This window comes from Streptomyces sp. NPDC050732 (assembly GCF_040654255.1).
Lineage (GTDB): Bacteria > Actinomycetota > Actinomycetes > Streptomycetales > Streptomycetaceae > Streptomyces.
On sequence record NZ_JBFAHP010000004.1, the window covers coordinates 250,704 to 272,457 of the forward strand.

A 21,754-nucleotide genomic window follows, 5' to 3' on the forward strand; every position below is an offset into this window, starting at 1 on the left:
ACACACCATGCGTACGACGCGGCTGCTCGTGGCCCTCGTCGCCGCCGCCCTCACCGCCGCCGCGTGCGGCAAGGAGGGAAGCCCGCCGACCAAGGGACCCGCGGCCGACGAACTGCCGAAGTACCGGGTGGCGACCGGCTTCCAGCTGCCGGAGTCGGGGACCTGGAAGAAGGCGAAGAGCCGCGGCCGGTTCATCGTCGGCGCCAAGGAGGATCAGCCCTACCTCGGCGAGAAGGACCCGGCGACCGGGACCTACTCCGGCTTCGACATCGAGATCGCCAAGATGGTCTCCGCCTCGCTCGGCCTCGATCCCAAGAGGATCGAGTTCAAGACCATCGCGTCGGCGAACCGCGAGACCGCCCTGCAGAACGGGCAGATCGACTACTACGTCGGCACCTACACCATCAACGACAAGCGCAAGAAGCTCGTCGGCTTCGGCGGCCCCTACTACATGGCGGGCCAGGGCCTGCTGGTGCGCAGCGACGAGGACGACATCGAGGGACCGGGGGACCTGGCCGGCAAGCGCGTCTGCTCGGCCGCGGGGTCGACCCCGTACCAGCGCATCCAGAAGGACCACCCGAAGGCCACCCTCGTCGCGTACGACACGTACTCGGTCTGCGTCGACAACCTGCTGACCTATCAGGTCGACGCCGTCACCACCGACGACGCGATCCTGATCGGCTACGCGGCCAAGGTGCCCGACGAACTGAAGGTGGTCGGCAGGCCGTTCTCCGAGGAGCCGTACGGCATCGGGGTGCCCCGGGGCGACAACGCCCTCCGGTTCGCCGTCGACGACGCCCTCGCCGCGGGCGAGAAGAACGGCGACTGGAAGAAGGCGTACGACGCCACGCTCGGCCTCTCCGGAGTCCCGGCGCCGAAACCGCCCGCCATCGACCGCTACCCGGCGAGCTGAGGAGGCGTCGTGGACGTACTGACAGACAACTTCTCCACGTTCGGCGAGGGCTTCCTCGGCACCGTCGAACTCACCGTCTACGCCTCGGTCCTCGCGCTCGTCCTCGGCTTCGTCATGGCGTCGTTCCGGGTGGCGCCCGTGGGGTCCTTCCGGGCGTTCGGCACGGTATGGGTGACGGTCCTGCGCAACACCCCGCTCACGCTGCTCTTCTTCGCGGTGCTGCTCGGTCTGCCGCGCTTCGGACTCGTCCTGCCCTTCAAGGTGTTCGCCGTGCTCGCCCTCGGCTGCTACACCTCCGCCTTCATCTGCGAGGCGCTCAGGTCCGGCATCAACACCGTGCCCAAGGGGCAGGGCGAGGCGGCCAGAAGCCTCGGCATGACCTTCGGCCAGACGCTGTCGATGGTCGTGCTGCCGCAGGCCTTCCGGTCCGTCATCGCGCCGGTCGGCTCCAACCTCATCGCGCTGGCCAAGAACTCGGCGATCGCGGGCGCGTTCAGCGTCACCGAGCTGCTCGGTACGTACAAGACGCTCAGCGAGCTGGGCTACAACATCATCTGGACGTTCGTCTGGATCGCCCTCGGCTACCTCATCATCACCCTCGCCATCAGCGCGATCTTCAATGTCCTCGAAAAGCGCTGGGGAGTCGCCCGATGAAAGCCCTCTCCCACGATTCCACCGCCCTCTACGACATCCCGGGACCGCGGACCGTCCGGCGCCACAGGCTGTACGGGGTGCTCTCCACCCTGCTCGTCCTCGCGCTCGTCGGCTGGCTCCTGTACCTGCTCTTCGACACCGACCAGTTCACCGCCACGAAGTGGGCGCCCTTCGAGTACCAGGGCATCCAGGAACTCCTCCTGCGCGGCCTCGGCAACACGCTCAAGGCCTTCGCGATCTCCGCGGTCCTCGCCCTCGCGCTCGGCGGCCTGCTCGCCATGGGGCGCCTCTCCGACCACCGGCCCGTGCGCTGGGCGGCCACGCTCGTCGTGGAGTTCTTCCGCGCGATGCCCGTGCTTGTGATGATCTTCTTCGTCTTCGTGGCGCTGAAGGTCCAGCCGCTGCCCGCGCTCGTCGCCGGGCTCACGCTCTACAACGGCTCCGTACTCGCCGAGGTCTTCCGATCCGGCGTCAACTCCGTGGAGAGGGGGCAGCGGGAGGCAGCCTACGCACTCGGAATGCGCAAGACACAGGTCATGGGACACGTCCTCGTACCGCAGGCCGTGCGGGCCATGTTGCCCGCCATCATCAGCCAGCTGGTGGTGGCCCTGAAGGACACCTCGCTCGGATATCTGATCACCTACGAGGAGTTCCTCCATGCCGGGAAGCTCATCGCGTCGAACCTCGACTACGATTTGCCGTTCATCCCCGTTGTCATGGTGATCTCACCGATCTACATCGGGATGTGCATGTTGCTGTCGTGGTTCGCCCAGTGGGTGTCCAAGCGTCAGCGGCGCAACCCCAAGACCGAGGCCGCGGACGTGGCCCCGGCGGAACCAGGGACGCTGCTGCCAGGTACGCGGTAGCTGAAACAGGCCCACCCGGCAGCAGCCGGAGATCACTGCTCGCGCAGGGGAACGGACAGGTAGGACGGGTCCGTCGCCGGCGAGGAGAAGGTCAGCTGCGCGCCGGACGGGTTGTGCTCGATGTAGAGCGGGTCGACCGTGTCGACCACCAGGGCGAGCCGGTGGCCCGCCGGTACGTCGTAGGCCGTGGAGAACAGCTCCAGGTCGACGCCGAACGGCCGGCCCGGCGTCTTGCCGTGGAAGGTGTACGGCGCGTTGCTGACCAGCTTGCCGAGGCCGAGCGGCCCCACGTCGTAGAGGTACGCGACGAGGGTGCCGCTCTCCTTGGTGCTGGTGAGCGTGGTGTGCAGCTTCGCCGTCCCCCGCACCCGCTGGGCCGACGCGTACCGCTCCGACTGCCAGACGCCCGTGTAGCGGCGCGGGAGCAGCGGCACCGAGGCCGTCGGCGGGATCTTGAGGAACTGCTCCAGGGCGTTCGAGAGGATCGCGATGCCGCCGTTGGCGCCCGAGTCGACGTTCGCGTGGATCGTGGTGGAGCCCGCCATGGCGATCTTCTGGCGGGTGGGGCCGACCGACTTCCAGTCCGGGTAGCCCTCGTAGCCGCCGGTGGACCGGGACTTGAGCTGGACGGGCTGCTCCTTGTCGATGCCGTTGTCCGCGCCCTTGAGGTAGTGGTCGAACCACCGCTGGGTGGAGGTCCAGGTGTCGTTGGGCAGGCCGAGCAGGCCGGTCGCCTCGGCCGTCGCGTGGTCGCCGGGGCGGAACTCCAGGCGCTTCGGTCCTGTCAGCCGCTCGTAGAACTCCGCGTACTGGTTCGGCGGGAAGAGCGTGTCGCCCCAGGCGTTGCCGAGCATGACCGCCGCGCCGTTCTCGTTGATCTCGTCGAGGTAGGTGGCGGGGGAGCGCTTCGCGCCCCACGCGATCATCTCGTCCTCCTTGTCCAGGTTGGACCCGAGGAAGTCCTTGAGCGTCTGCTGGAGTTCGGCGCTCGGGCGGCCGGTGAGCGCGCCCGCGCCGCCGAGGAGGGCGGCGGCCTGGGCGTGCTGGGTGCGGCCGCTGTAGATCGAGTCGATCAGGTCGCCCCAGCCGCTGAGCGCGGCGACGGCCCTGACCCGCTTGTCGTGCCCGGCGGCGAGCAGGCTGATCCCCGCGCCGTACGAGACGCCCGCCATGCCGACCTTCGACGGGTCGGCCGGGGTGTGGGCGAGGGTCCAGTCGATGACCTTGGACGCGTCGGCGATGTCCTCGGGGCCCGCGGTCTCGATCTCGCCGCCGGACTGCCAGAAGCCGCGCGAGTTGTAACTGACCACGACATAGCCGGAGTTCGCGAGCTTCTGGGCCTGGGCCACGTACTCGATCTGCGGCATCGCCCAGCTCGTGGGCAGCACGATCGCGGGGTAACGGGTGCCCGGCTGCGCGCCCTGAGGAGTGAAGACGTTGGCCTTGAGGATCGTGCCGCCGTCGCCGGGTATGTCGACGAAGCGCACGTCGGTGGCGCTCGCGGCCGGCGGCGCGGCGGCCGGGGCCGCCTGTGCCGCCGGGGCGAGACCGAAGGCGGCACCGGCGACGAGGGCCGCCGAAACGGTCCCCACGGTGGTCTTACGCAGGGCCCGGTGGGGGTGCGGAGCTCTCACGGGTCACTTCCTCACTCGTTGAAAGTGCAAAGTGACCCGACGGTAACCGCGAACCTTTACCAGGGGTAACCCGTCGGTAAGTTACGCCCCGGTAACGATCGTTGAAGGGGGCACGGTTAATTCAGCGCGCTCTTCGCCTGCCAGTCCGACCAGGAGAGGTTCCACTCGCCGTAGCCGTTGCCCGGCTCGGGGACGCCCTTCGAGCCGCTGCCCGTGACCTCGAAGGGGTCGCCTATCTGGGCCTCGCGGTAGAGCCAGCCCGCGTCACCGGTGCTCATGCCGACGCAGCCCGAGCTGTGGTTGGTGTTGCCGAAGTACGAGGCGTTCCACGGGGCGGCGTGCGCGTACATGCCCGACCAGGTCAGCCGCATCGAGTAGTCGACCATCTTGTCGTAGCTGTTGCTGCCGGTGAGGCCGACCGTCTCGGAGCGCATGTTGATCGTGCCCTCCTTCGACATCAGGACGGAGGTGCCGCCCCAGGAGGCCTTCTCGCCGCCGGGCGTGCCGGCCGACATGGGCAGTGACCTCACGGTCTTGCCGTCGCGCGTCAGCGTCGTCGTCTTGCTGTCCAGGTTCACCTTGACGACCTGGGACCTGCCGACGGTGAAGTTCGTCGCGTAGTCGCGGACGAACCAGTCGTCGCCGCCCGAGTCGATGCCGTTGAGCCGGGCGTCCAGCTTCACCTTCGTGCCGGACTTCCAGTACTCCTTGGGGCGCCAGTCGACGCGGTCCTTGCCGTCGTGGTTCTTGATCCAGCCCCAGGACCCCGTCGTGTTGTCCGAGGTCGTCACCTTCAGGTGCTTCTCGACCTCGGCCTTGTTCCGCACCGGGTGGTCGAAGGTGATCGACAGGGGCTGGGCGATGCCGACGGTGGAGTTCTTGCCCGGCGCGAGGGTCACCTTGTTGACCTGCTCGGGCGCGGCCGTCCTGAAGGAGGCCTTCGCGCTGCCGCCCTTGTCGGTGCTCGCCTCGACCCGGTACGCCGTGCCGGGCGCCGCCTTGCGCTCCGAGGTCCAGGTGGAGCCGTTCGCCGAGACCTTGCCGGGCAGCTTCGTGCCCTTGTCGTCGGCGACCGTGACCTGCTTCAGCCGGCCGTCGGCCAGGCTGACCTGCACGGGCTTGCCCGCCTCCGCCTGCTGACCCGAGAGGTTCACGGAGATCTTCGGCTTCTCGGCGGCCTCGGCGGCGCCGGACGAGTCGCCGCCGCCCGAGCAGGCGGTGAGGGCGGCGGCCAGCACCGCCAGGCCCGCGGTCGCCGCGTGGCGGGTGCGAAGGGGGCGTCGGCGGCTCGAAGAGCTCTGGGGGGTCAAGGAACGTACCTCCGTGCGAATGTGGACTGCACGGTGAGAGGGGCGTTCGGCCGGACGGGTTGCCTGTTGTCCCGAAATTCCCTGCTAGATCACGTAAGTGCTCCGATCCGGTCGGCGCACGGTGAGGAGCGCGTCACTTGGCGCGATGGGAGGTGCGGGCCGACGGGGTGGGGAGTGGCGTCTGCGCCGCGCGCGTCACGTCCCCGACGAGTTCGACGACGTCGGGCCCGTACGCCTGCGAATTGACGATCTTCAGGAGCAGGACGAAGGAGTTGGTGCCGTGCTTGCGGGCGAGCTTCTCGTGGTGGCGGGCCAGATAGCGGGTCGCCGCCTGGCTGGTGACCGCGCGCTGGCCGCAGAAGAGGAAGACGGGCCGCGCGTCCTGGCCCTGGTCGGCGGTGAGGCGGGCGAGGATCACGTACTCCGTGAGCCCGGCCTCCAGCCGGTAGCGCTCGGAGCCGATCTGGAAGGCGCCGCGGTCGGGCACCGGCTCGGGATCGACGTTCACCCGGACACCGGGCAGCAGGGAATGCAGGTGCGCGGCCAGGCGGCGATTGGCCGCCGGGTTGCCCACGCAGAACTCGGTGCGCTCGCCGAAGCCCTGCTGGGCCGCGTCGTGCGCGACGAGCTGCGAGTGCGCCCCGCACTCCTTGACGACCGCGGCCAGCTCCAGGAGCGCGAACACGTCCTGGCGCACCACGGTCAGCTCGGGCCCGCCCGCGTCACGGTTCACCACGAGCAGCGACTCGGCGTTGTCGGGCAGCCCGAAGAAGGCCTGCTTGCGACGGAGCCTGCGCTTCAGCAGATGGCCGCGGGCGAGCCAGCCGAAGGCGGCACCGAGGCCGGCCGCGAGCAGCCCGACGGTCAGGCCGAGGACGAGGGTGCGCACGTCGTCAGTCATGGGGGCGCATGCTAGCCGCCCGCCGCACCCGTGTTCGAGCAGATCCTGTCGCGACGGTCGATCCGAAGTTACGCTGCGCAGACCGTTGTTGACAGGAGGTACGAATGCGTCGCGCTGTCGTACGGAATCTGACGCTGTGGGCGGTCGGAGGGGTATTGGTGTCGGTGGGTGCGGCCGCGCCCCCCGCGCCCACGCGCTCGGCGGAACCGGCCGCACCGGAGAAGACGCCCGTCGCCGTCGGCCACGGCGGAGCGGTCGCCAGCGTCGACCCGGACGCCTCGGCGGCCGGCATCGAGGTCCTGCGGAAGGGCGGCAACGCCGTGGACGCGGCCGTCGCCACCGCCGCCGCGCTCGGCGTCACCGAGCCGTACTCGGCGGGCGTCGGAGGCGGCGGGTACTTCGTGCACTACGACGCCGGGACCCGGAAGGTCAGCACCATCGACGGCCGCGAGACCGCCCCGCGCACCGCCGACTCCGGGCTCTTCCTGGAGAACGGCAAGCCGATCCCCTTCCAGGAAGCGGTCACCAGCGGCCTCGGCGTCGGCACCCCCGGCACCCCCGCCACCTGGCAGTCGGCGCTCGACCGGTGGGGCACCAAGCGCCTCGGCACCCTCCTGAAGCCCGCCGAGCGCCTCGCCCGCGACGGCTTCACGGTCGACCCGACCTTCCGCGCGCAGACCGAGTCGAACCAGCAGCGGTTCAAGGACTTCCCCGCATCGGCCAAGCTGTTCCTGCCCGGCGGCAAGCTGCCGGTGGTCGGCTCGACGTTCAAGAACCCCGACCTGGCGCGCACCTACCGCGAACTGGCCCGCGAGGGCGTCGGCGCGCTCTACCGCGGCGACCTCGCCGAGGACTTCGTGCGCACGGTGAACAAGCCGCCGGTCGACCCGGATGCGGACCGCGTCGTGCGGCCGGGCGACCTCTCCCTCAAGGACCTCAAGGCGTACGCGGTCAAACCCCAGGCCCCGACGAAGACCTCGTACCGCGGACTCGACGTCTACTCCATGGCGCCCTCGTCCTCCGGCGGCACCACCGTCGGCGAGGCGCTCAACCTCCTGGAGCGCACCGACCTCTCCAGGGCGTCGAAGACGAAGTACCTGCACCGCTTCATCGAGGCGAGCCGCGTCGCCTTCGCCGACCGGGGGCGCTGGGTGGGCGACCCGGCCTTCGAGGACGTACCGACCAAGCAGCTGCTCTCGCAGCGGTTCGCCGACTCGCGGGAGTGCCTGATCAAGGACGACGCCGTCCTCAAGAGCCCGCTCGCGCCCGGCGACCCGCGGCACCCGAGGCCGTGCGCGACGGGCGGCAAGGCGGCCCCGACGACGTACGAGGGCGAGAACACCACGCATCTGACGGCCGCCGACAAGTGGGGCAACGTCGTCGCGTACACCCTCACCATCGAGTCGACGGGCGGCAGCGGCATCACCGTCCCGGGCCGCGGCTTCCTGCTCAACAACGAACTGACCGACTTCTCCTTCGCGCCCGCGAGCCCCGGGGTGCACGACCCGAACCTGCCGGGCCCCGGCAAGCGGCCGCGCTCCTCGATCTCCCCGACCATCGTGCTCAAGCACGGCAAACCGGTCGTGGCGCTCGGCTCGCCGGGCGGCGCGACCATCGTCACGACGGTCCTGCAGACCCTGACGGGCTTCCTCGACCGGGGCCTGCCGCTGGTCGACGCGATCGCCGCGCCGCGCGCCAGCCAGCGCAACGCCGCGCAGACCGAACTCGAACCGGGGCTCTGGAACAGCCGGTCGAGGCAGTCGCTGGAGTCGATCGGGCACTCCTTCAAGCAGAACCCGGAGATCGGCGCGGCCACCGGCGTGCAGCGGCTGCCGGACGGCAGGTGGCTCGCGGCGGCGGAGAAGGTCCGCAGGGGCGGCGGTTCGGCGATGGTGGTGAGCCCCGGCCGGTGAGCCGGGGCCACGGTCCCGCGCTACGGCACGGGTGACGCCGCGCAGTTCCGCTCCAGCTCGTTCGTCTCTGGTGTCAGGTGTCCAATTTGTATACCGGTATTTGAATGCCGGTATACAAATCGGGGGTCGGGTAGGGTGGAGGCATGGTGCGGACTCCTTTGACCCCGGAAGAGCGTGAGCGCGGCGAGCGTCTCGGGGTGCTCCTGCGGGAGGCCCGGGGAGAGCGGAGCATGGTGTCGGTCGCGGCCGAGGCCGGTCTCTCCGCGGAGACGCTGCGGAAGATCGAGACGGGGCGGGCACCGACGCCCGCGCTGTTCACCGTGGCGGCGCTGGCCTCCGTGCTGGGGCTCTCGCTGGACGAGCTGGTGGTCCGGTGCGAGCTGACGGCTGTCTGAGTGCCCCGTTGGATGACTTTTCACGGCGTGCGGAAAACTGCGTGTAGTCGTCCTGTAACACGTCTGGTGTTATCTTCCGGACCGGAAGACTCCAGTCTCCACGGGGCGGTGCCGGTCGGATGGTAGTGGAACAACTCCCGCAGCAGGTAAGGGAGTTCGCGAGGTACTTGAGGGACCTGCTGGGGCGTCTTGACCAGGGGGCAGGCTGGTGCGGCGTGTTCTGGCAGCGCGATCCGGACGGCATGCGCGCCTGTCTGGACGGCGCCGAGGTGCCGCCCTGGGACGTGGTGCAGGCGCTGCTCCACGACCTCGCGGCGGACCGCGGCCTCCCGGAGGCCGAGCGCGAGGCGGCCGTGGCGCGCGCCCTGCACCGCGCGTCGATCGCCGCGTACGACGCCAGACCCGGCGGCCGGGAGCTCCTCGGCGACCGGCTCGACATGATGCTCACGGAGCAGCGCATCGCCCTGGAGCGGCAGGCCGACCTGACGCACCGGCTGACCGCCGCGACCGACGCCGACGAGGCCGACCGCATCAACCTCGACCTGGCCTGGGTGCGCGACGACCACGAGCGCGCGACCGCCCGCTGCGCCGAGCTCCAGGAGCGGATGGACCGCCTGGCCGAGGCGGACCGGCCGTCGTGGGCGGACCTCGGCGCGGCGGCGGCGGATGACGGACCCGGGTCGTCCCGGGCGCAAGAGGACGGGTTGCGCGTGCCCCGGCAGGCCTCCGCGCCCCGCGCTGCGGCACGGGCATACCCCAGGGGCGCGCGGTTCGCCGGGCTCGGGGACGACGGGCAGTACGCCGGCGCCCCCGACACCGGGACCGCTCAGGAAGCGCCGCACCTCCCCGACGAGGACCCCGCCGCCCGCGCCACCTCCGACGCCGTGCGCAAGCTCGTCGAACTCCGCGGCGAGGGCCGCAGCGGCGAGGCGCACGGCGTGCTCGTCGAGGCTGCGGGCTGGCCCGCGGCCAGGCTGCCGCTCTTCGCCGTCGAGCTGCACCGTGCGGGGCTCGGCGCCGACTGGGCCACGCTGCTGTGGGAGGCCGCTTCGCTGCCGCCGGACCAACTCGTCGCGCTGGCGGACGCGCTGGCCGGGGCCGGCCGCGCCGACGACTGCAGGAAGCTGCTGCGGCAGGGCGTCGCACGCCCCGCGCCGGAGATCGCCGAGGCGGTCGTCGCGCTCATCGACGCGGGCCGCGAGCGGGAGGCCCGCGCGCTCCTCGACTCCTACCTCCGCGTGCGCACCCCCGAGGACGTGGCCCGGTGCGCGCACACGGACCCGCAGCGCCTCATACCCCTGCTCCTGGAGACGGCCCGGCAGGTCTCGGACGAGCACCACTGGGACCTGGTGCACGCGCTGCGCGTAGCCGGATTCAGCGCCTGACGGGGATCGCCCCTGCCCGTTTCTGGCCCGCTCGGGTGCGAAACATGATCGACTCCACCGGTTGACGGCGATGGTCTTGCTCAGCCCGTCGGGGAGGCTTACGTTTTCCTGATCCACGCAGCAGATCTACGTGCGTAGAAGCTCTCTGACGCCCTCCCACGGGCCTACGAAGGAGCAGCTCATGGCCAACGTCGTACGCGCCGCACTGGTCCAGGCCACCTGGACGGGCGACACCGAGTCAATGATCGCCAAGCACGAGGAGCACGCCCGCGAGGCGGCCCGGCAGGGCGCGAAGGTGATCGGCTTCCAGGAAGTCTTCAACGCCCCCTACTTCTGCCAGGTCCAGGAGGCCGAGCACTACCGGTGGGCCGAGCCCGTGCCCGACGGACCCACGGTCACCCGCATGAAGGAACTCGCCCGCGAGACCGGCATGGTGATCGTCGTCCCCGTCTTCGAGGTCGAGCAGTCCGGCTTCTACTTCAACACCGCGGCCGTGATCGACGCCGACGGCAGCTACCTCGGCAAGTACCGCAAGCACCACATCCCCCAGGTCAAGGGCTTCTGGGAGAAGTACTACTTCAAGCCGGGGAACCTCGGCTGGCCCGTCTTCGACACCGCGGTCGGCAAGGTCGGCGTCTACATCTGCTACGACCGCCACTTCCCCGAAGGGTGGCGGCAGTTGGGGCTCAACGGCGCCCAGCTCGTCTACAACCCCTCCGCCACCCACCGCGGCCTCTCCGCGCACCTGTGGCAGCTCGAACAGCCCGCCGCGGCCGTCGCCAACGAATACTTCATCGCCGCGATCAACCGCGTCGGCCAGGAGGAGTACGGCGACAACGACTTCTACGGAACGAGCTACTTCGTCGACCCGCGCGGCAAGTTCGTCGGCGAGCCCGCGAGCGACAAGGCCGAAGAACTCGTCGTCAGGGACCTCGACTTCGGCCTCATCGAGGAAGTACGCCAACAGTGGGCGTTCTACCGAGACCGCCGTCCCGATGCCTACGAAGGGCTGGTGCAGCCGTGACCGATCTGTACGACCGCCACCGGGCGGTGCTGCCCGACTGGCTCGCGCTCTACTATCAGCGGCCGATCGAACTCACCCACGGCGAGGGCCGCCACGTCTGGGGCGCCGACGGCAGGAAGTACCTCGACTTCTTCGGCGGCATCCTCACCACCATGACCGCGCACGCCCTGCCCGAGGTCACCAAGGCGGTGAGCGAGCAGGCGGGCCGGATCATCCACTCCTCGACCCTGTACCTCAACCGCCCGATGGTTGAACTCGCCGAGCGGATCGCGGCGTTGTCCGGCATCCCCGACGCCCGCGTCTTCTTCACCACGTCGGGCACCGAGGCCAACGACGCGGCGCTGCTCCTCGCCACCGCCCACCGCCGCTCGAACCAGATCCTGGTGATGCGCAACAGCTACCACGGCCGGTCCTTCACGACCGTCGGCATCACCGGCAACCAGGCGTGGTCGCCGACCAGCCTCTCGCCCCTCCAGACGCTGTACGTCCACGGGGGCGTCCGCAGCCGCGGCCCGTACGCCGCTCTGGGCGACGCCGAGTTCACCGCGGCCTGCGTCGCCGACCTGCGGGACATGCTCGGGCAGACCCGCGGGGGAGTGGCGGCGCTGATCGCCGAGCCGGTGCAGGGCGTCGGCGGCTTCACCTCGCCGCCCGACGGCCTGTACGCCGCGTTCCGCGAAGTCCTCGACGAGCACGGCATCCTGTGGATCGCCGACGAGGTGCAGACCGGCTGGGGCCGCACGGGCGACCACTTCTGGGGCTGGCAGGCGCACGCGCAGCACGGCCCGCCGGACATCCTCACCTTCGCCAAGGGCATCGGCAACGGCATGTCGGTCGGCGGCGTCGTGGCCCGCGCCGAGGTCATGAACTCCCTCGACGCCAACTCCATCTCGACGTTCGGCGGCTCCCCGGTCACCATGGCGGCCGGCCTCGCCAACCTCACGTACCTCCTGGAGCACGACCTTCAGGGCAACGCCCGGCGCGTCGGCGGGCTCCTCATCGAGCGGCTGCGGGCCGTCTGCGCCCAGCTGCCCGTCGTACGCGAGGTGCGCGGACGCGGTCTGATGATCGGCATCGAACTGGTCGAGCCCGGCACGGACCGGCCGAACCCGCGGGCGGCCGCCGCCGTGCTCGAAGCGGCCCGCGAGGGCGGCCTGCTCATCGGCAAGGGCGGCGGGCACGACACCAGCGTGCTGCGCGTCGCCCCGCCGCTCTCACTGACCGTCGCGGAGGCGGAGGAGGGCGCCGCGATCCTCGAACGCGCGCTGCACAGCGCGTAGTTCGGGCAGGCATGATCCTCGCAGGCCCGCAGGAAAGGGAGCGCACCACATGAGTACCCGCACTCTGATCACCGGCGGCCTGGTCATCACGGCCTCCGACGAACTGCCCGTCGACGTCCTGGTGGAGGACGGCCGGGTCGCGGCGCTCGCCACCCGGGGCAGCCACGGGTGGACCGCCGACCGTGTGCTCGACGCCACCGGGAAGTACGTGATCCCGGGCGGCGTCGACGCCCATACGCACATGGAGATGCCGTTCGGCGGCACCCTCGCCTCGGACTCCTTCGAGACCGGCACCCGCGCCGCGGCCTGGGGCGGCACCACCACCATCGTCGACTTCGCGATCCAGCCCAAGGGCGGCACGCTCGCGGAGGGGCTCGACACGTGGCACGAGAAGGCGGCCGGGCGGTGCGCGGTCGACTACGGATTCCACATGATCATGTCCGATGTGAACGAGTCCTCGCTCAAGGAGATGGACACCCTCGTCTCCTCCGGGGTCACCTCGTTCAAGCTGTTCACCGCCTACCCGGGCGTCTTCTTCTCCGACGACGGGCAGATCCTCCGGGCGATGCAGCGCGCGGGCGCCAACGGCGGTCTCGTGATGGCGCACGCGGAGAACGGACTCGCCATCGACGTCCTGGTGGAACAGGCCCTCGCACGCGGTGAACGGGACCCCCGCCACCACGGCGAGGTCAGGAAGGCACTCCTTGAGGCGGAGGCGACCCACCGCGTCATCAAGCTGAGCCAGGTGGCGGGCGCGCCGCTGTACGTGGTGCACGTGTCGGCGCGGGAGGCCGTCGCCGAACTGACCAGGGCCAGGGACGACGGACTCCCGGTCTTCGGCGAGACCTGTCCGCAGTACCTCTTCCTGTCGACCGACAACCTCGCCGAGCCCGACTTCGAAGGCGCGAAGTACGTCTGCTCGACCCCGCTGCGCCCGAAGGAGCACCAGGAGGTGCTGTGGCGCGGGCTCCGGACGAACGACCTCCAAGTGGTCTCCACGGACCACTGCCCGTTCTGCTTCAAGGGGCAGAAGGAGATGGGCCGTGAGGACTTCTCGAAGATCCCGAACGGCATGCCGGGCGTGGAGAACCGCATGGACCTGCTGCACCAGGCGGTCGTGGACGGGCACATCGGCCGACGCCGCTGGATCGAGGTCGCCTGCGCGACACCGGCCAGGATGTTCGGCCTCTACCCGAAGAAGGGCACGATCGCCCCGGGCGCCGACGCCGACATCGTCATCTACGACCCGCACGCCGAGCAGACCATGTCCGCGCGGACGCACCACATGAACGTCGACTACTCGGCCTACGAGGGCAAGAGGGTGACGGGACGTGTGGAGACGGTGCTGTCCCGCGGCGTGCCGGTGATCGACGACCGCGTGTACACGGGCCGCGCGGGGCACGGGTCGTTCCTGCGGAGGGACCTCTGCCAGTACGTCTGAGCTGCATCGACCGGGGTCCCGCCCAACTGGCGGGGCCCCGGCGCCACTTCACCTGATGTGACCCGGGTCACTTCGGAGGGGCCTTGGCTCGAAGGTGCCGCCCGTGTCACTATTTCTGCACGCCGACTCTGCCCAAAACCCGCCGCGAGGCCGCGGGTCGAGTGCCGTAGCCGCCGGTTCGTGCCGGCGAGGCCGAGTCCGCGCTCGACGCAGTACCGATTCCCCTTCGCATCCCATCGCGTGATGGTGCCCCCTCCTTTTGCTGCGATTTTCGCGGGCGGTGGGGGGATTGACGACCTTAAGTTGTGACGTAACCCGGCGAATTCGCCAAATTCGATCATTCGATCAGTGGAGGAACCATGTCGGAAAGCGCCGACCTGACAGAGCTTTACTCGATCATCGAGAAGACGGCTCAGGTGGTGGACGTCACCGCTTCGCACGAAAAGGTATGGCCCATCCTGAATGCCTTCCAGGACGTGATCGCGGATTCCGTGATCTCTTTCCGGGCCTCCACCGGAAGCAGCGCGGACGACCTCGACTGCCGCTTCACGATGCTCCCGAAGGACCTCGACCCGTACGCCCGCGCCCTGGAGCACGGCCTCACCCCGAAGACGGACCACCCCGTCGGCAGCCTGCTGAAGGAGGTCCACCAGAACCTCCCCATCACCAGCTGCGGTGTCGACTTCGGCGTCGCCGGCGGCTTCACGAAGACCTGGTCCTTCCCCAGCGCCGAGAACCTCGGGAAGGTCTCCGAGCTGATCAAGCTCCCGTCCATACCGGACGCCGTCGCCGCGAACCTCGACTTCTTCGAGAAGTGGGGCATCGCCGACATGGTGAGCACGGTCGGCATCGACTACTCGAAGCGCACGATGAACCTCTACTTCGGCGGTGGCGTGGGCGACCGCGTGCCGGCCGGGGTGTTCGAGGAGAAGGGCGTCCGGGCGATCCTCGGCGAGCTCGGCCTCGCGGCGCCGAGCGAGGAGCTCCTGAAGTTCTGCGAGCGCTCGTTCGTCATCTACGTCACCCTGAACTGGGACTCGCCGAAGATCAACCGGTTCACGTACTCCGTCATGACGCCGGAGCCGCTGGGCCTCCCGGTGGACCTCGCCCCGACGTTCGAGCGGCTCATCAAGGGCGCGCCGTACGACACCGAGGGCCGCAACTACGTCTACGGCATCGCGTCGACGCCGAAGGGCGAGTACCACAAGATCGCGTCGTACTACCAGTGGCAGAAGCGCGTGGAGAAGCTGCTGCGCGCCGACGGCTGACACCGCTCCCGCCCACCGGGGCGGACATTCCAAGGGCTTGCGGAGAGGCGATGACATCGCCTCTCCGCAAGCCCTTTTCTCTGGAACGTTTCCTTCCTAGAAATCTGGACGATGCGATCTCCATGCAGAAAAGACAAAGGGAGCTGAGTGCGTTGACGCCACCGACCTCGGCGGAGGGGGTGTCGGAAATACGTCGGGCCCGTTCCGTCGGAATCGGCCGCGCCCATGCGAAGACCATTCTGCTGGGGGAGCACGCGGTGGTCTACGGCGCTCCCGCACTCGCTCTCCCGGTGCCCCAGCTGACGGTCACGGCGAGCGCCGGGTGGTCGGCCAAGGCCCCGGGTGACACCGGCGACGTGTCTCTGACGATGACCGGCTCCGCCACGCGGCCGGTCGCCACCCAGGCCTCCGACTGGCTGCGGCGGCTGACCGCCGAATTCCGGACAACCATGAACGTCGCCGAGGACGTGCACCTCGACGTGATCCTCGACTGCGCCATCCCGCCCGGCCGCGGGCTCGGCTCCAGCGCGGCCTGCGCGCGGGCCGTCGTCTTCGCGCTGGCCGACCTCTTCGACCGCGAGGTCACCCCGCAGACCGCCTTCGACCTCGTGCAGACCGCCGAGAACGTGGCCCACGGCCGCGCCAGCGGCGTCGACGCCACCGCCGTCGGCGCCCCAGGCCCGCTGCTGTTCCAACAGGGCCGCTCCGAGGAACTGCCCATCGGCTGCGAGGGATTGTTCATCGTCGCCGACAGCGGCGAGGTGGGCCGCACCAAGGACGCCGTCGGCATGCTGCGCGAAGGATTCCAGCGCCACGAAGGGGCACAGGAGCGGTTCGTGCGCCGCGCGACCGAGCTGACCGACGAGGCCCGGCACGCCCTGGCCGACGGCAAGCCCGAGGAGCTCGGCTCCCGGATGACGGAGTATCACGAGCTGCTGCGCGCCGCCGGGTTGAGCACCGATCGCATCGACGCGCTGGTCGACGGCGCGGTCTCGGCGGGCAGCCTCGGCGCCAAGATCACCGGCGGCGGCATGGGCGGCTGCGTGCTCGCACTGACCCGGTCGGAGCAGGCGAGCGCGGTGACCCGGCAACTGCACGAAGCCGGTGCCGTTCAGACATGGGTCGTACCGCTGAGGGGGTTTGCCGGTCATGGGCGCTGAACAGCGGGCCACCGCGGTGAGAACCGCACCGAAGGCCACGGCGGGCACCGCGACCGCCGTGGCGCACCCGAACATCGCCCTCATCAAGTACTGGGGCAAGCGCGACGAGCGGCTCATCCTGCCGCGCACCGACAGCCTGTCCATGACCCTGGACATCTTCCCCACGACCACCCGCGTCCGGCTGGCCCCCGGGGCCGGCCACGACGAGGTGATGCTCGGCGGCACACCGGCGGAGGGCGAGGCGCGGCGGCGCATCGTCACCTTCCTCGACCTGGTGCGCGAGCGGTCCGGCGTCACCGACCGGGCCGTCGTCGACACCGAGAACACCGTGCCCACCGGGGCGGGCCTCGCGTCCTCCGCGAGCGGCTTCGCCGCCCTGGCGGTGGCCGCGGCCACCGCCTACGGCCTCGACCTCGACGCCGTCGCGCTGTCGCGCCTCGCCCGGCGCGGCTCAGGCTCGGCTTCCCGGTCCCTCTTCGGGGACTTCGTGGTCTGGCACGCGGGCCGGGAGACCGGCACCGACGAGGAGGCCGACCTGAGCTCGTACGCCGAGCCGGTGCCCACCGGGCCCCTCGCCCCCGCCCTGGTCGTCGCCGTCGTCAACGCCGGACCCAAGGACGTGTCCAGCCGGGCGGCCATGCGACGCACCGTCGACACCTCACCGCTCTACGAACCGTGGGCCGCCTCCAGCAAGGACGACCTGGCCGACATGCGCGGGGCGCTCGGCCGCGGCGACCTCGAAGCGGTCGGGGAGATCGCCGAACGCAATGCGCTCGGCATGCACGCCACGATGCTGGCGGCCCGCCCCGCCGTGCGCTACATGTCACCGGCCTCGCTCACCGTCCTCGACAGCGTCCTGCAGCTCAGACGCGACGGCGTGGCCGCCTACGCCACCATGGACGCCGGACCCAACGTCAAGGTGCTCTGCCACGACGCCGACGCCGACCGGGTCGCCGACGCCGTGCGCGCCGCCGCGCGGGGCGGCGCCGTCCACATCGCCCGCCCGGGCCCCGGCGCCCGGCTCCTGACCGGGGACGGGCGGTGACCCGTCGGCCGACGGTCGTCCGGCGCGCGCCGGGCAAACTGTTCGTCGCGGGCGAGTACGCGGTCGTGGAACCGGGCAACCCGGCGATCCTGATCGCCGTCGACCGGTACGTCACCGTCACCGTGTCCGACCCCGGCGACCCCGGCGTCGCCCTCTCCTCCGACCTCACCCCGTACACGGCACACTGCCGCTGGCGGGACGGCAGGATCGACGGGGCGGAACCGCGGGACGCACACCTGCTCCGCGAGAGCTTCGCCCACGTGGCGGCGGCCGTCGAGACCGTCGGCCGGCTGCTCGCCGAACGAGGCCTTCCCGAGCCCGCCCTCGACATCTCGGTCAGCAGCGAACTGCACGACAACGGAACCAAGTTCGGCTTCGGGTCCAGCGGAGCGGTCGTCGTGGCGACCGTCGCCGCCCTGGCGGCCCACTGCGGCCTCCACCTGACGCGCGACGCCCGCTACCGCCTCGCGATGCTCGCCACGGCGGGCCTCGAACCCAGGGCCTCCGGCGGTGACCTCGCCGCCGGCACCTGGGGCGGCTGGATCGCCTACCGGGCACCCGACCGGGCCGCCGTCCTCGACCTGGCCGCGAGAGCCGGCGTCGAGGAGGCCCTGCGCGTGCCCTGGCCCGGCCACGACGTACGCAGACTGCCGCAGCCCGCGGCCCTCTCACTGGAAGTCGGCTGGACCGGGACACCCGCCTCCACCTCGTCCCTCGTGTCCGGCCTGGACCGGAAGACCTGGCGGGGCAGCGCCTCCCACCGGAGGTTCGTGGAGACCAGCAACGACTTCGTGCACGCCGCGGCCGACGCACTGGACCGCGCCGACCACGAAGGACTGCTGCGTCAGATCCGTCGCGCCCGAGGGGAGTTGGCGCGCATCGACGAAGAAGCCGGGCTCGGCATCTTCACGCCTCGGCTGACCGCGCTGTGCGACGCCGCCGAAGCGGTCGGCGGCGCGGCCAAGCCCTCCGGGGCGGGCGGCGGCGACTGCGGCATCGCCCTGCTCGACGCCGACGCGGCACTGGACATCGCCCAAGTACGGAAACGGTGGGCCACGGCGGGGGTGCGGCCCTTGCCGATCCGTCCCGCCATGGAAGGGAACGAAGAATGATCTCTCAACGCAAGGACGACCACGTCCGCCTCGCCGTCGAGCACCAGCGGCAGCACAGCGGACACAACCAGTTCGACGAGGTGTCGTTCGTCCACCACGCCCTGGCCGGCCTCGACCGGCCCGACGTGTCCCTGGCCACGACCTTCGCCGGCATCTCCTGGCCGGTGCCGCTCTACATCAACGCGATGACCGGCGGCAGCGTCAGCACCGGCGTCATCAACCGGGACCTCGCCATCGCCGCCCGCGAGACCGGCGTCGCCGTCGCCTCCGGGTCCATGAGCGCGTACTTCAAGGACCCGTCCTGCGCCGACACGTTCAGCGTGCTGCGCAAGGAGAACCCCGACGGGTTCGTCCTGGCCAACGTCAACGCGACGGCTTCGGTCGACAAGGTGCAGCGCGCCATCGACCTCGTGCGGGCCGACGCCCTGCAGATCCACATCAACACCGCGCAGGAAACGCCCATGCCGGAGGGCGACCGGTCGTTCTCCTCCTGGGTCCCGCAGATCGAGAAGATCGCGGCGGCCGTCGAGGTCCCCGTGATCGTCAAGGAGGTCGGCAACGGCCTGAGCCGCGAGACCGTCCTGCTCATCGAGAGCCTCGGCGTCCAGGTCGCGGACCTCGGCGGCCGCGGCGGCACCGACTTCGCCCGCATCGAGAACGGCCGCCGCGAACTCGGCGAGTACGCGTTCATGCACGGCTGGGGACAGTCCACCGCGGCCTGCCTCCTCGACAACCAGGACGTCGGCATCCCCGTACTCGCCTCCGGCGGCGTACGCAACGCCCTCGACGTCGCCCGCGCGCTGGCACTCGGCGCGTCCGGCGTCGGCGCGTCCGGCGGATTCCTCCGCACCCTGAAGGACGAGGGCGTCTCCGCGCTGATCGCGCAGATCTCGACGTGGCTCGACCAGCTCGCCGCGCTGCAGACCATGCTCGGCGCCCGCACCCCCGCCGACCTGACCCGCTGCGACCTGCTCATCCGCGGTGAACTCCGGGACTTCTGCGCCGACCGAGGCATCGACACGGCGCCGTTCGCGCAGCGCTCCCGCTCCGTACAGGCCGCCCACGAACTGACGGGAAGCACCCGATGACCGAGACACACGCGATCGCCGGCGTCCCGATGCGCTGGGTTGGCCCCCTGCGCATCTCCGGCAACGTCGCCACCACCGAGACCCAGGTCCCCCTCGCCACCTACGAGACACCGCTGTGGCCCTCCGTGGGCCGCGGCGCCAAGGTGTCCATGCTCGCCGAGAACGGCATCGTCGCCACCCTCGTCGACGAGCGGATGACCCGGTCCGTGCTCGTGGAGGCGACGGACGCGCAGACCGCGTACGTGGCCGCCCGCGCCATCGACGCCCGCATCGACGAACTGCGCGAAGTGGTGCGCGGCTGCAGCCGGTTCGCCCAGCTCATCAACATCCGGCACGAGATCAACGCCAACCTGCTGTTCATCCGGTTCGAGTTCACCACCGGTGACGCGTCCGGGCACAACATGGCGACGCTCGCGTCCGACGCGCTCCTGAAGCACCTCCTCGACACCATCCCGGGCATCGCCTACGGCTCCATCTCCGGCAACTACTGCACGGACAAGAAGGCCACCGCGATCAACGGCATCCTCGGCCGCGGCAAGAACGTGGTCACGGAGCTCCTGATCCCGCGCGACGTCGTCACCGACGTCCTGCACACGACGGCCGCCAAGGTCGTCCAGCTGAACATCCGCAAGAACATGCTCGGCACGCTGCTCGCCGGCGGCATCCGCTCGGCCAACGCCCACTACGCGAACATGCTGCTCGGCTTCTACCTCGCCACCGGCCAGGACGCCGCCAACATCGTCGAGGGCTCCCAGGGCGTCACCATGGCCGAGGACCGCGACGGCGATCTCTACTTCGCCTGCACCCTGCCCAACCTGATCGTGGGCACGGTGGGCAACGGCAAGGGCATCGAGTTCGTCGAGACCAACCTCGCCCGGCTCGGCTGCCGCGTCGAGCGCGAGCCCGGCGAGAACGCCCGCCGGCTCGCCGTGATCGCGGCCGCGACCGTGCTGTGCGGCGAGCTCTCGCTGCTCGCGGCGCAGACCAACCCCGGCGAACTGATGCGTGCACATGTCCAGTTGGAGCGCGACAACAAGACGGAAAAGGTCGGTGTGTAGGGCATGGCCAGTGGTTCAGGCATAGGGATTCACGATCTGTCGTTCGCGACGACGGAGTTCGTGCTGCCGCATACGGCGCTCGCCGAGTACAACGGCACGGAGATCGGCAAGTACCACATCGGCATCGGCCAGGAGTCGATGAGCGTCCCGGCCGCCGACGAGGACATCGTGACGCTCGGCGCCGCGGCCGCCGCGCCGATCGTCGCCCGGCACGGCAGCGAGAAGATCCGCACGGTGGTCTTCGCCACCGAGTCCTCCATCGACCAGGCCAAGTCGGGCGGCGTGTACGTCCACTCCCTGCTCGGGCTGCCGTCGGCGGCGCGGGTGGTGGAGCTGAAGCAGGCCTGTTACGGGGCGACCGCGGGGCTGCAGTTCGCGCTGGGCCTGGTGGCACGCGACCCCTCCCAGCAGGTCCTCGTGATCGCCAGCGATGTGTCCAAGTACGAGCTGGACAGCCCCGGCGAGGCCACCCAGGGCGCGGCGGCGGTGGCGATGCTGGTGAGCGCGGATCCGGCGCTGGTGCGGATCGAGGGCCCCTCCGGCCTGTTCACCGCGGACGTGATGGACTTCTGGCGGCCCAACTACCGGGACGCGGCGCTGGTCGACGGCCAGGAGTCGATCAACGCGTACCTGCAGGCGGTCGAGGGCTGCTGGAAGGACTACAGCGAGCAGGGCGGTCGCTCCCTGGACGACTTCGCGGCGTTCTGCTACCACCAGCCGTTCACGAAGATGGCCTACAAGGCACACCGCCACCTGCTGAACTACTGCGGCCACGACACCGACAAGGACGCCATCGAGGGCCACCTCGGCCTGACCACGGCGTACAACAGGGTCATCGGCAACAGCTACACCGCCTCGGTGTACCTGGGCCTGGCCGCGCTCCTGGACCAGGCCGACGACCTGACGGGACGCTCCATCGGGTTCCTCAGCTACGGCTCGGGCAGTGTCGCGGAGTTCTTCGCGGGCGAGGTCGTGGCCGGCTACCGCGAGCAGCTGCGCACCACCGAGCACCAGCAGGTCATCGAGCAGCGCAAGCCGCTGGACTACGCCGGCTACCGCGAGCTGCACGAGCGGTCCTTCCCCACCGACGGCGGGGACCACCCGACGCCCGTGCAGACCAGCGGCGCGTTCCGGCTGGCCGCCCTGCGCGGCCACAAGCGGATCTACGAGCGGCGGTAGCGGCACCGTGCGAGTACGGAGGTGCGTGGGCGGCCGCCCAGCAGTGGCCCGATGACCGTGGACACCCCGAAGACGGCACCGATCGCACCTTGGTACTTGCCGCGTTCCCGCAGCGGGATCACGTCGGC

At 70.4% G+C, this 21,754-nt stretch carries 19 protein-coding genes; 16 read left to right on the forward strand and 3 right to left on the reverse strand.

The features are described from left to right. Nucleotides 1–7: 7 nt before the first annotated feature. The 3 genes from AB0H82_RS05900 to AB0H82_RS05910 are packed head-to-tail and all read left to right on the forward strand — an operon-like array spanning nt 8 to nt 2,433. Nucleotides 8–913 (forward strand): glutamate ABC transporter substrate-binding protein, encoded by a 906-nt coding sequence (locus AB0H82_RS05900; protein WP_362989281.1) that lies wholly within the window; start codon nt 8–10, stop codon nt 911–913. 9 nt (nt 914–922) lie between these two features. Beyond that, on the forward strand, nt 923–1,567 hold the full coding sequence (locus AB0H82_RS05905; RefSeq protein WP_362989215.1) for an amino acid ABC transporter permease: 645 nt from the start codon (nt 923–925) through the stop codon (nt 1,565–1,567). Beyond that, on the forward strand, nt 1,564–2,433 hold the full coding sequence (locus AB0H82_RS05910) for an amino acid ABC transporter permease (protein WP_362989217.1): 870 nt from the start codon (nt 1,564–1,566) through the stop codon (nt 2,431–2,433). Before AB0H82_RS05905 ends, AB0H82_RS05910 begins: the two co-directional genes overlap by 4 nt. A 32-nt stretch (nt 2,434–2,465) precedes the next feature. Here AB0H82_RS05910 and AB0H82_RS05915 read toward each other — a convergent pair whose 3' ends face one another. The 3 genes from AB0H82_RS05915 to AB0H82_RS05925 form a co-directional block, all read right to left on the reverse strand. Next, entirely contained in the window at nt 2,466–4,067 is a 1,602-nt protein-coding gene (locus tag AB0H82_RS05915; protein WP_362989219.1) for a CocE/NonD family hydrolase, read from the reverse strand. Nucleotides 4,068–4,183: 116 nt separating this feature from the next. Beyond that, complete coding sequence (locus tag AB0H82_RS05920) at nt 4,184–5,311, reverse strand: Ig-like domain-containing protein (RefSeq protein ID WP_362989283.1); 1,128 nt, start codon at nt 5,309–5,311, stop codon at nt 4,184–4,186. Nucleotides 5,312–5,510: 199 nt separating this feature from the next. Then, complete coding sequence (locus tag AB0H82_RS05925) at nt 5,511–6,278, reverse strand: hypothetical protein (protein ID WP_362989221.1); 768 nt, start codon at nt 6,276–6,278, stop codon at nt 5,511–5,513. A 104-nt stretch (nt 6,279–6,382) separates the two neighbouring features. On the opposite strand from AB0H82_RS05925, the gene ggt reads away from it, so the two are divergent. The 13 genes from ggt (at nt 6,383) to AB0H82_RS05990 (ending at nt 21,626) form a co-directional block, all read left to right on the forward strand. Next, complete coding sequence (gene ggt / locus AB0H82_RS05930) at nt 6,383–8,191, forward strand: gamma-glutamyltransferase (protein ID WP_362989223.1); 1,809 nt, start codon at nt 6,383–6,385, stop codon at nt 8,189–8,191. A 143-nt stretch (nt 8,192–8,334) separates the two neighbouring features. Further along, nucleotides 8,335–8,586, forward strand: a complete 252-nt coding sequence (locus tag AB0H82_RS05935; protein WP_362989225.1) for a helix-turn-helix transcriptional regulator — start codon at nt 8,335–8,337, stop codon at nt 8,584–8,586. 119 nt (nt 8,587–8,705) lie between these two features. Further along, nucleotides 8,706–9,971, forward strand: coding sequence for a hypothetical protein (locus AB0H82_RS05940; RefSeq protein WP_362989227.1), 1,266 nt, complete (start codon nt 8,706–8,708; stop codon nt 9,969–9,971). Between the two features lie 181 nt (nt 9,972–10,152). Further along, the gene (locus AB0H82_RS05945; protein WP_362989228.1) at nt 10,153–10,995 is read left to right on the forward strand and encodes a nitrilase-related carbon-nitrogen hydrolase; all 843 of its coding nucleotides are present in this window, start codon (nt 10,153–10,155) and stop codon (nt 10,993–10,995) included. Beyond that, complete coding sequence (locus AB0H82_RS05950) at nt 10,992–12,275, forward strand: aspartate aminotransferase family protein (RefSeq protein ID WP_362989230.1); 1,284 nt, start codon at nt 10,992–10,994, stop codon at nt 12,273–12,275. The genes AB0H82_RS05945 and AB0H82_RS05950 overlap by 4 nt, the downstream gene beginning before the upstream one ends. A gap of 49 nt (nt 12,276–12,324) precedes the next feature. After that, nucleotides 12,325–13,716, forward strand: a complete 1,392-nt coding sequence (gene hydA / locus AB0H82_RS05955) for a dihydropyrimidinase (RefSeq protein WP_362989232.1) — start codon at nt 12,325–12,327, stop codon at nt 13,714–13,716. Between the two features lie 359 nt (nt 13,717–14,075). Next, nucleotides 14,076–14,984, forward strand: coding sequence for an aromatic prenyltransferase (locus tag AB0H82_RS05960; RefSeq protein WP_362989234.1), 909 nt, complete (start codon nt 14,076–14,078; stop codon nt 14,982–14,984). Nucleotides 14,985–15,163: 179 nt separating this feature from the next. Then, entirely contained in the window at nt 15,164–16,144 is a 981-nt protein-coding gene (mvk, locus tag AB0H82_RS05965) for a mevalonate kinase (protein ID WP_362989236.1), read from the forward strand. Further along, on the forward strand, nt 16,134–17,189 hold the full coding sequence (mvaD, locus tag AB0H82_RS05970; RefSeq protein ID WP_362989239.1) for a diphosphomevalonate decarboxylase: 1,056 nt from the start codon (nt 16,134–16,136) through the stop codon (nt 17,187–17,189). Before mvk ends, mvaD begins: the two co-directional genes overlap by 11 nt. After that, nucleotides 17,186–18,301 (forward strand): phosphomevalonate kinase, encoded by a 1,116-nt coding sequence (locus AB0H82_RS05975; protein WP_362989241.1) that lies wholly within the window; start codon nt 17,186–17,188, stop codon nt 18,299–18,301. Before mvaD ends, AB0H82_RS05975 begins: the two co-directional genes overlap by 4 nt. Then, nucleotides 18,298–19,389 carry a type 2 isopentenyl-diphosphate Delta-isomerase gene (gene fni, locus AB0H82_RS05980; RefSeq protein WP_362989243.1) on the forward strand — a complete coding sequence of 364 codons (1,092 nt, stop codon included), beginning with the start codon at nt 18,298–18,300 and terminating at the stop codon, nt 19,387–19,389. The genes AB0H82_RS05975 and fni overlap by 4 nt, the downstream gene beginning before the upstream one ends. Further along, a complete protein-coding gene (locus AB0H82_RS05985) occupies nt 19,386–20,447 on the forward strand; it encodes a hydroxymethylglutaryl-CoA reductase (protein ID WP_362989245.1) in 1,062 nt (353 codons plus the stop codon). The genes fni and AB0H82_RS05985 overlap by 4 nt, the downstream gene beginning before the upstream one ends. Before the next feature lie 3 nt (nt 20,448–20,450). Then, entirely contained in the window at nt 20,451–21,626 is a 1,176-nt protein-coding gene (locus AB0H82_RS05990) for a hydroxymethylglutaryl-CoA synthase (RefSeq protein ID WP_362989247.1), read from the forward strand. The last annotated feature ends 128 nt before the right edge of the window (nt 21,627–21,754 follow it).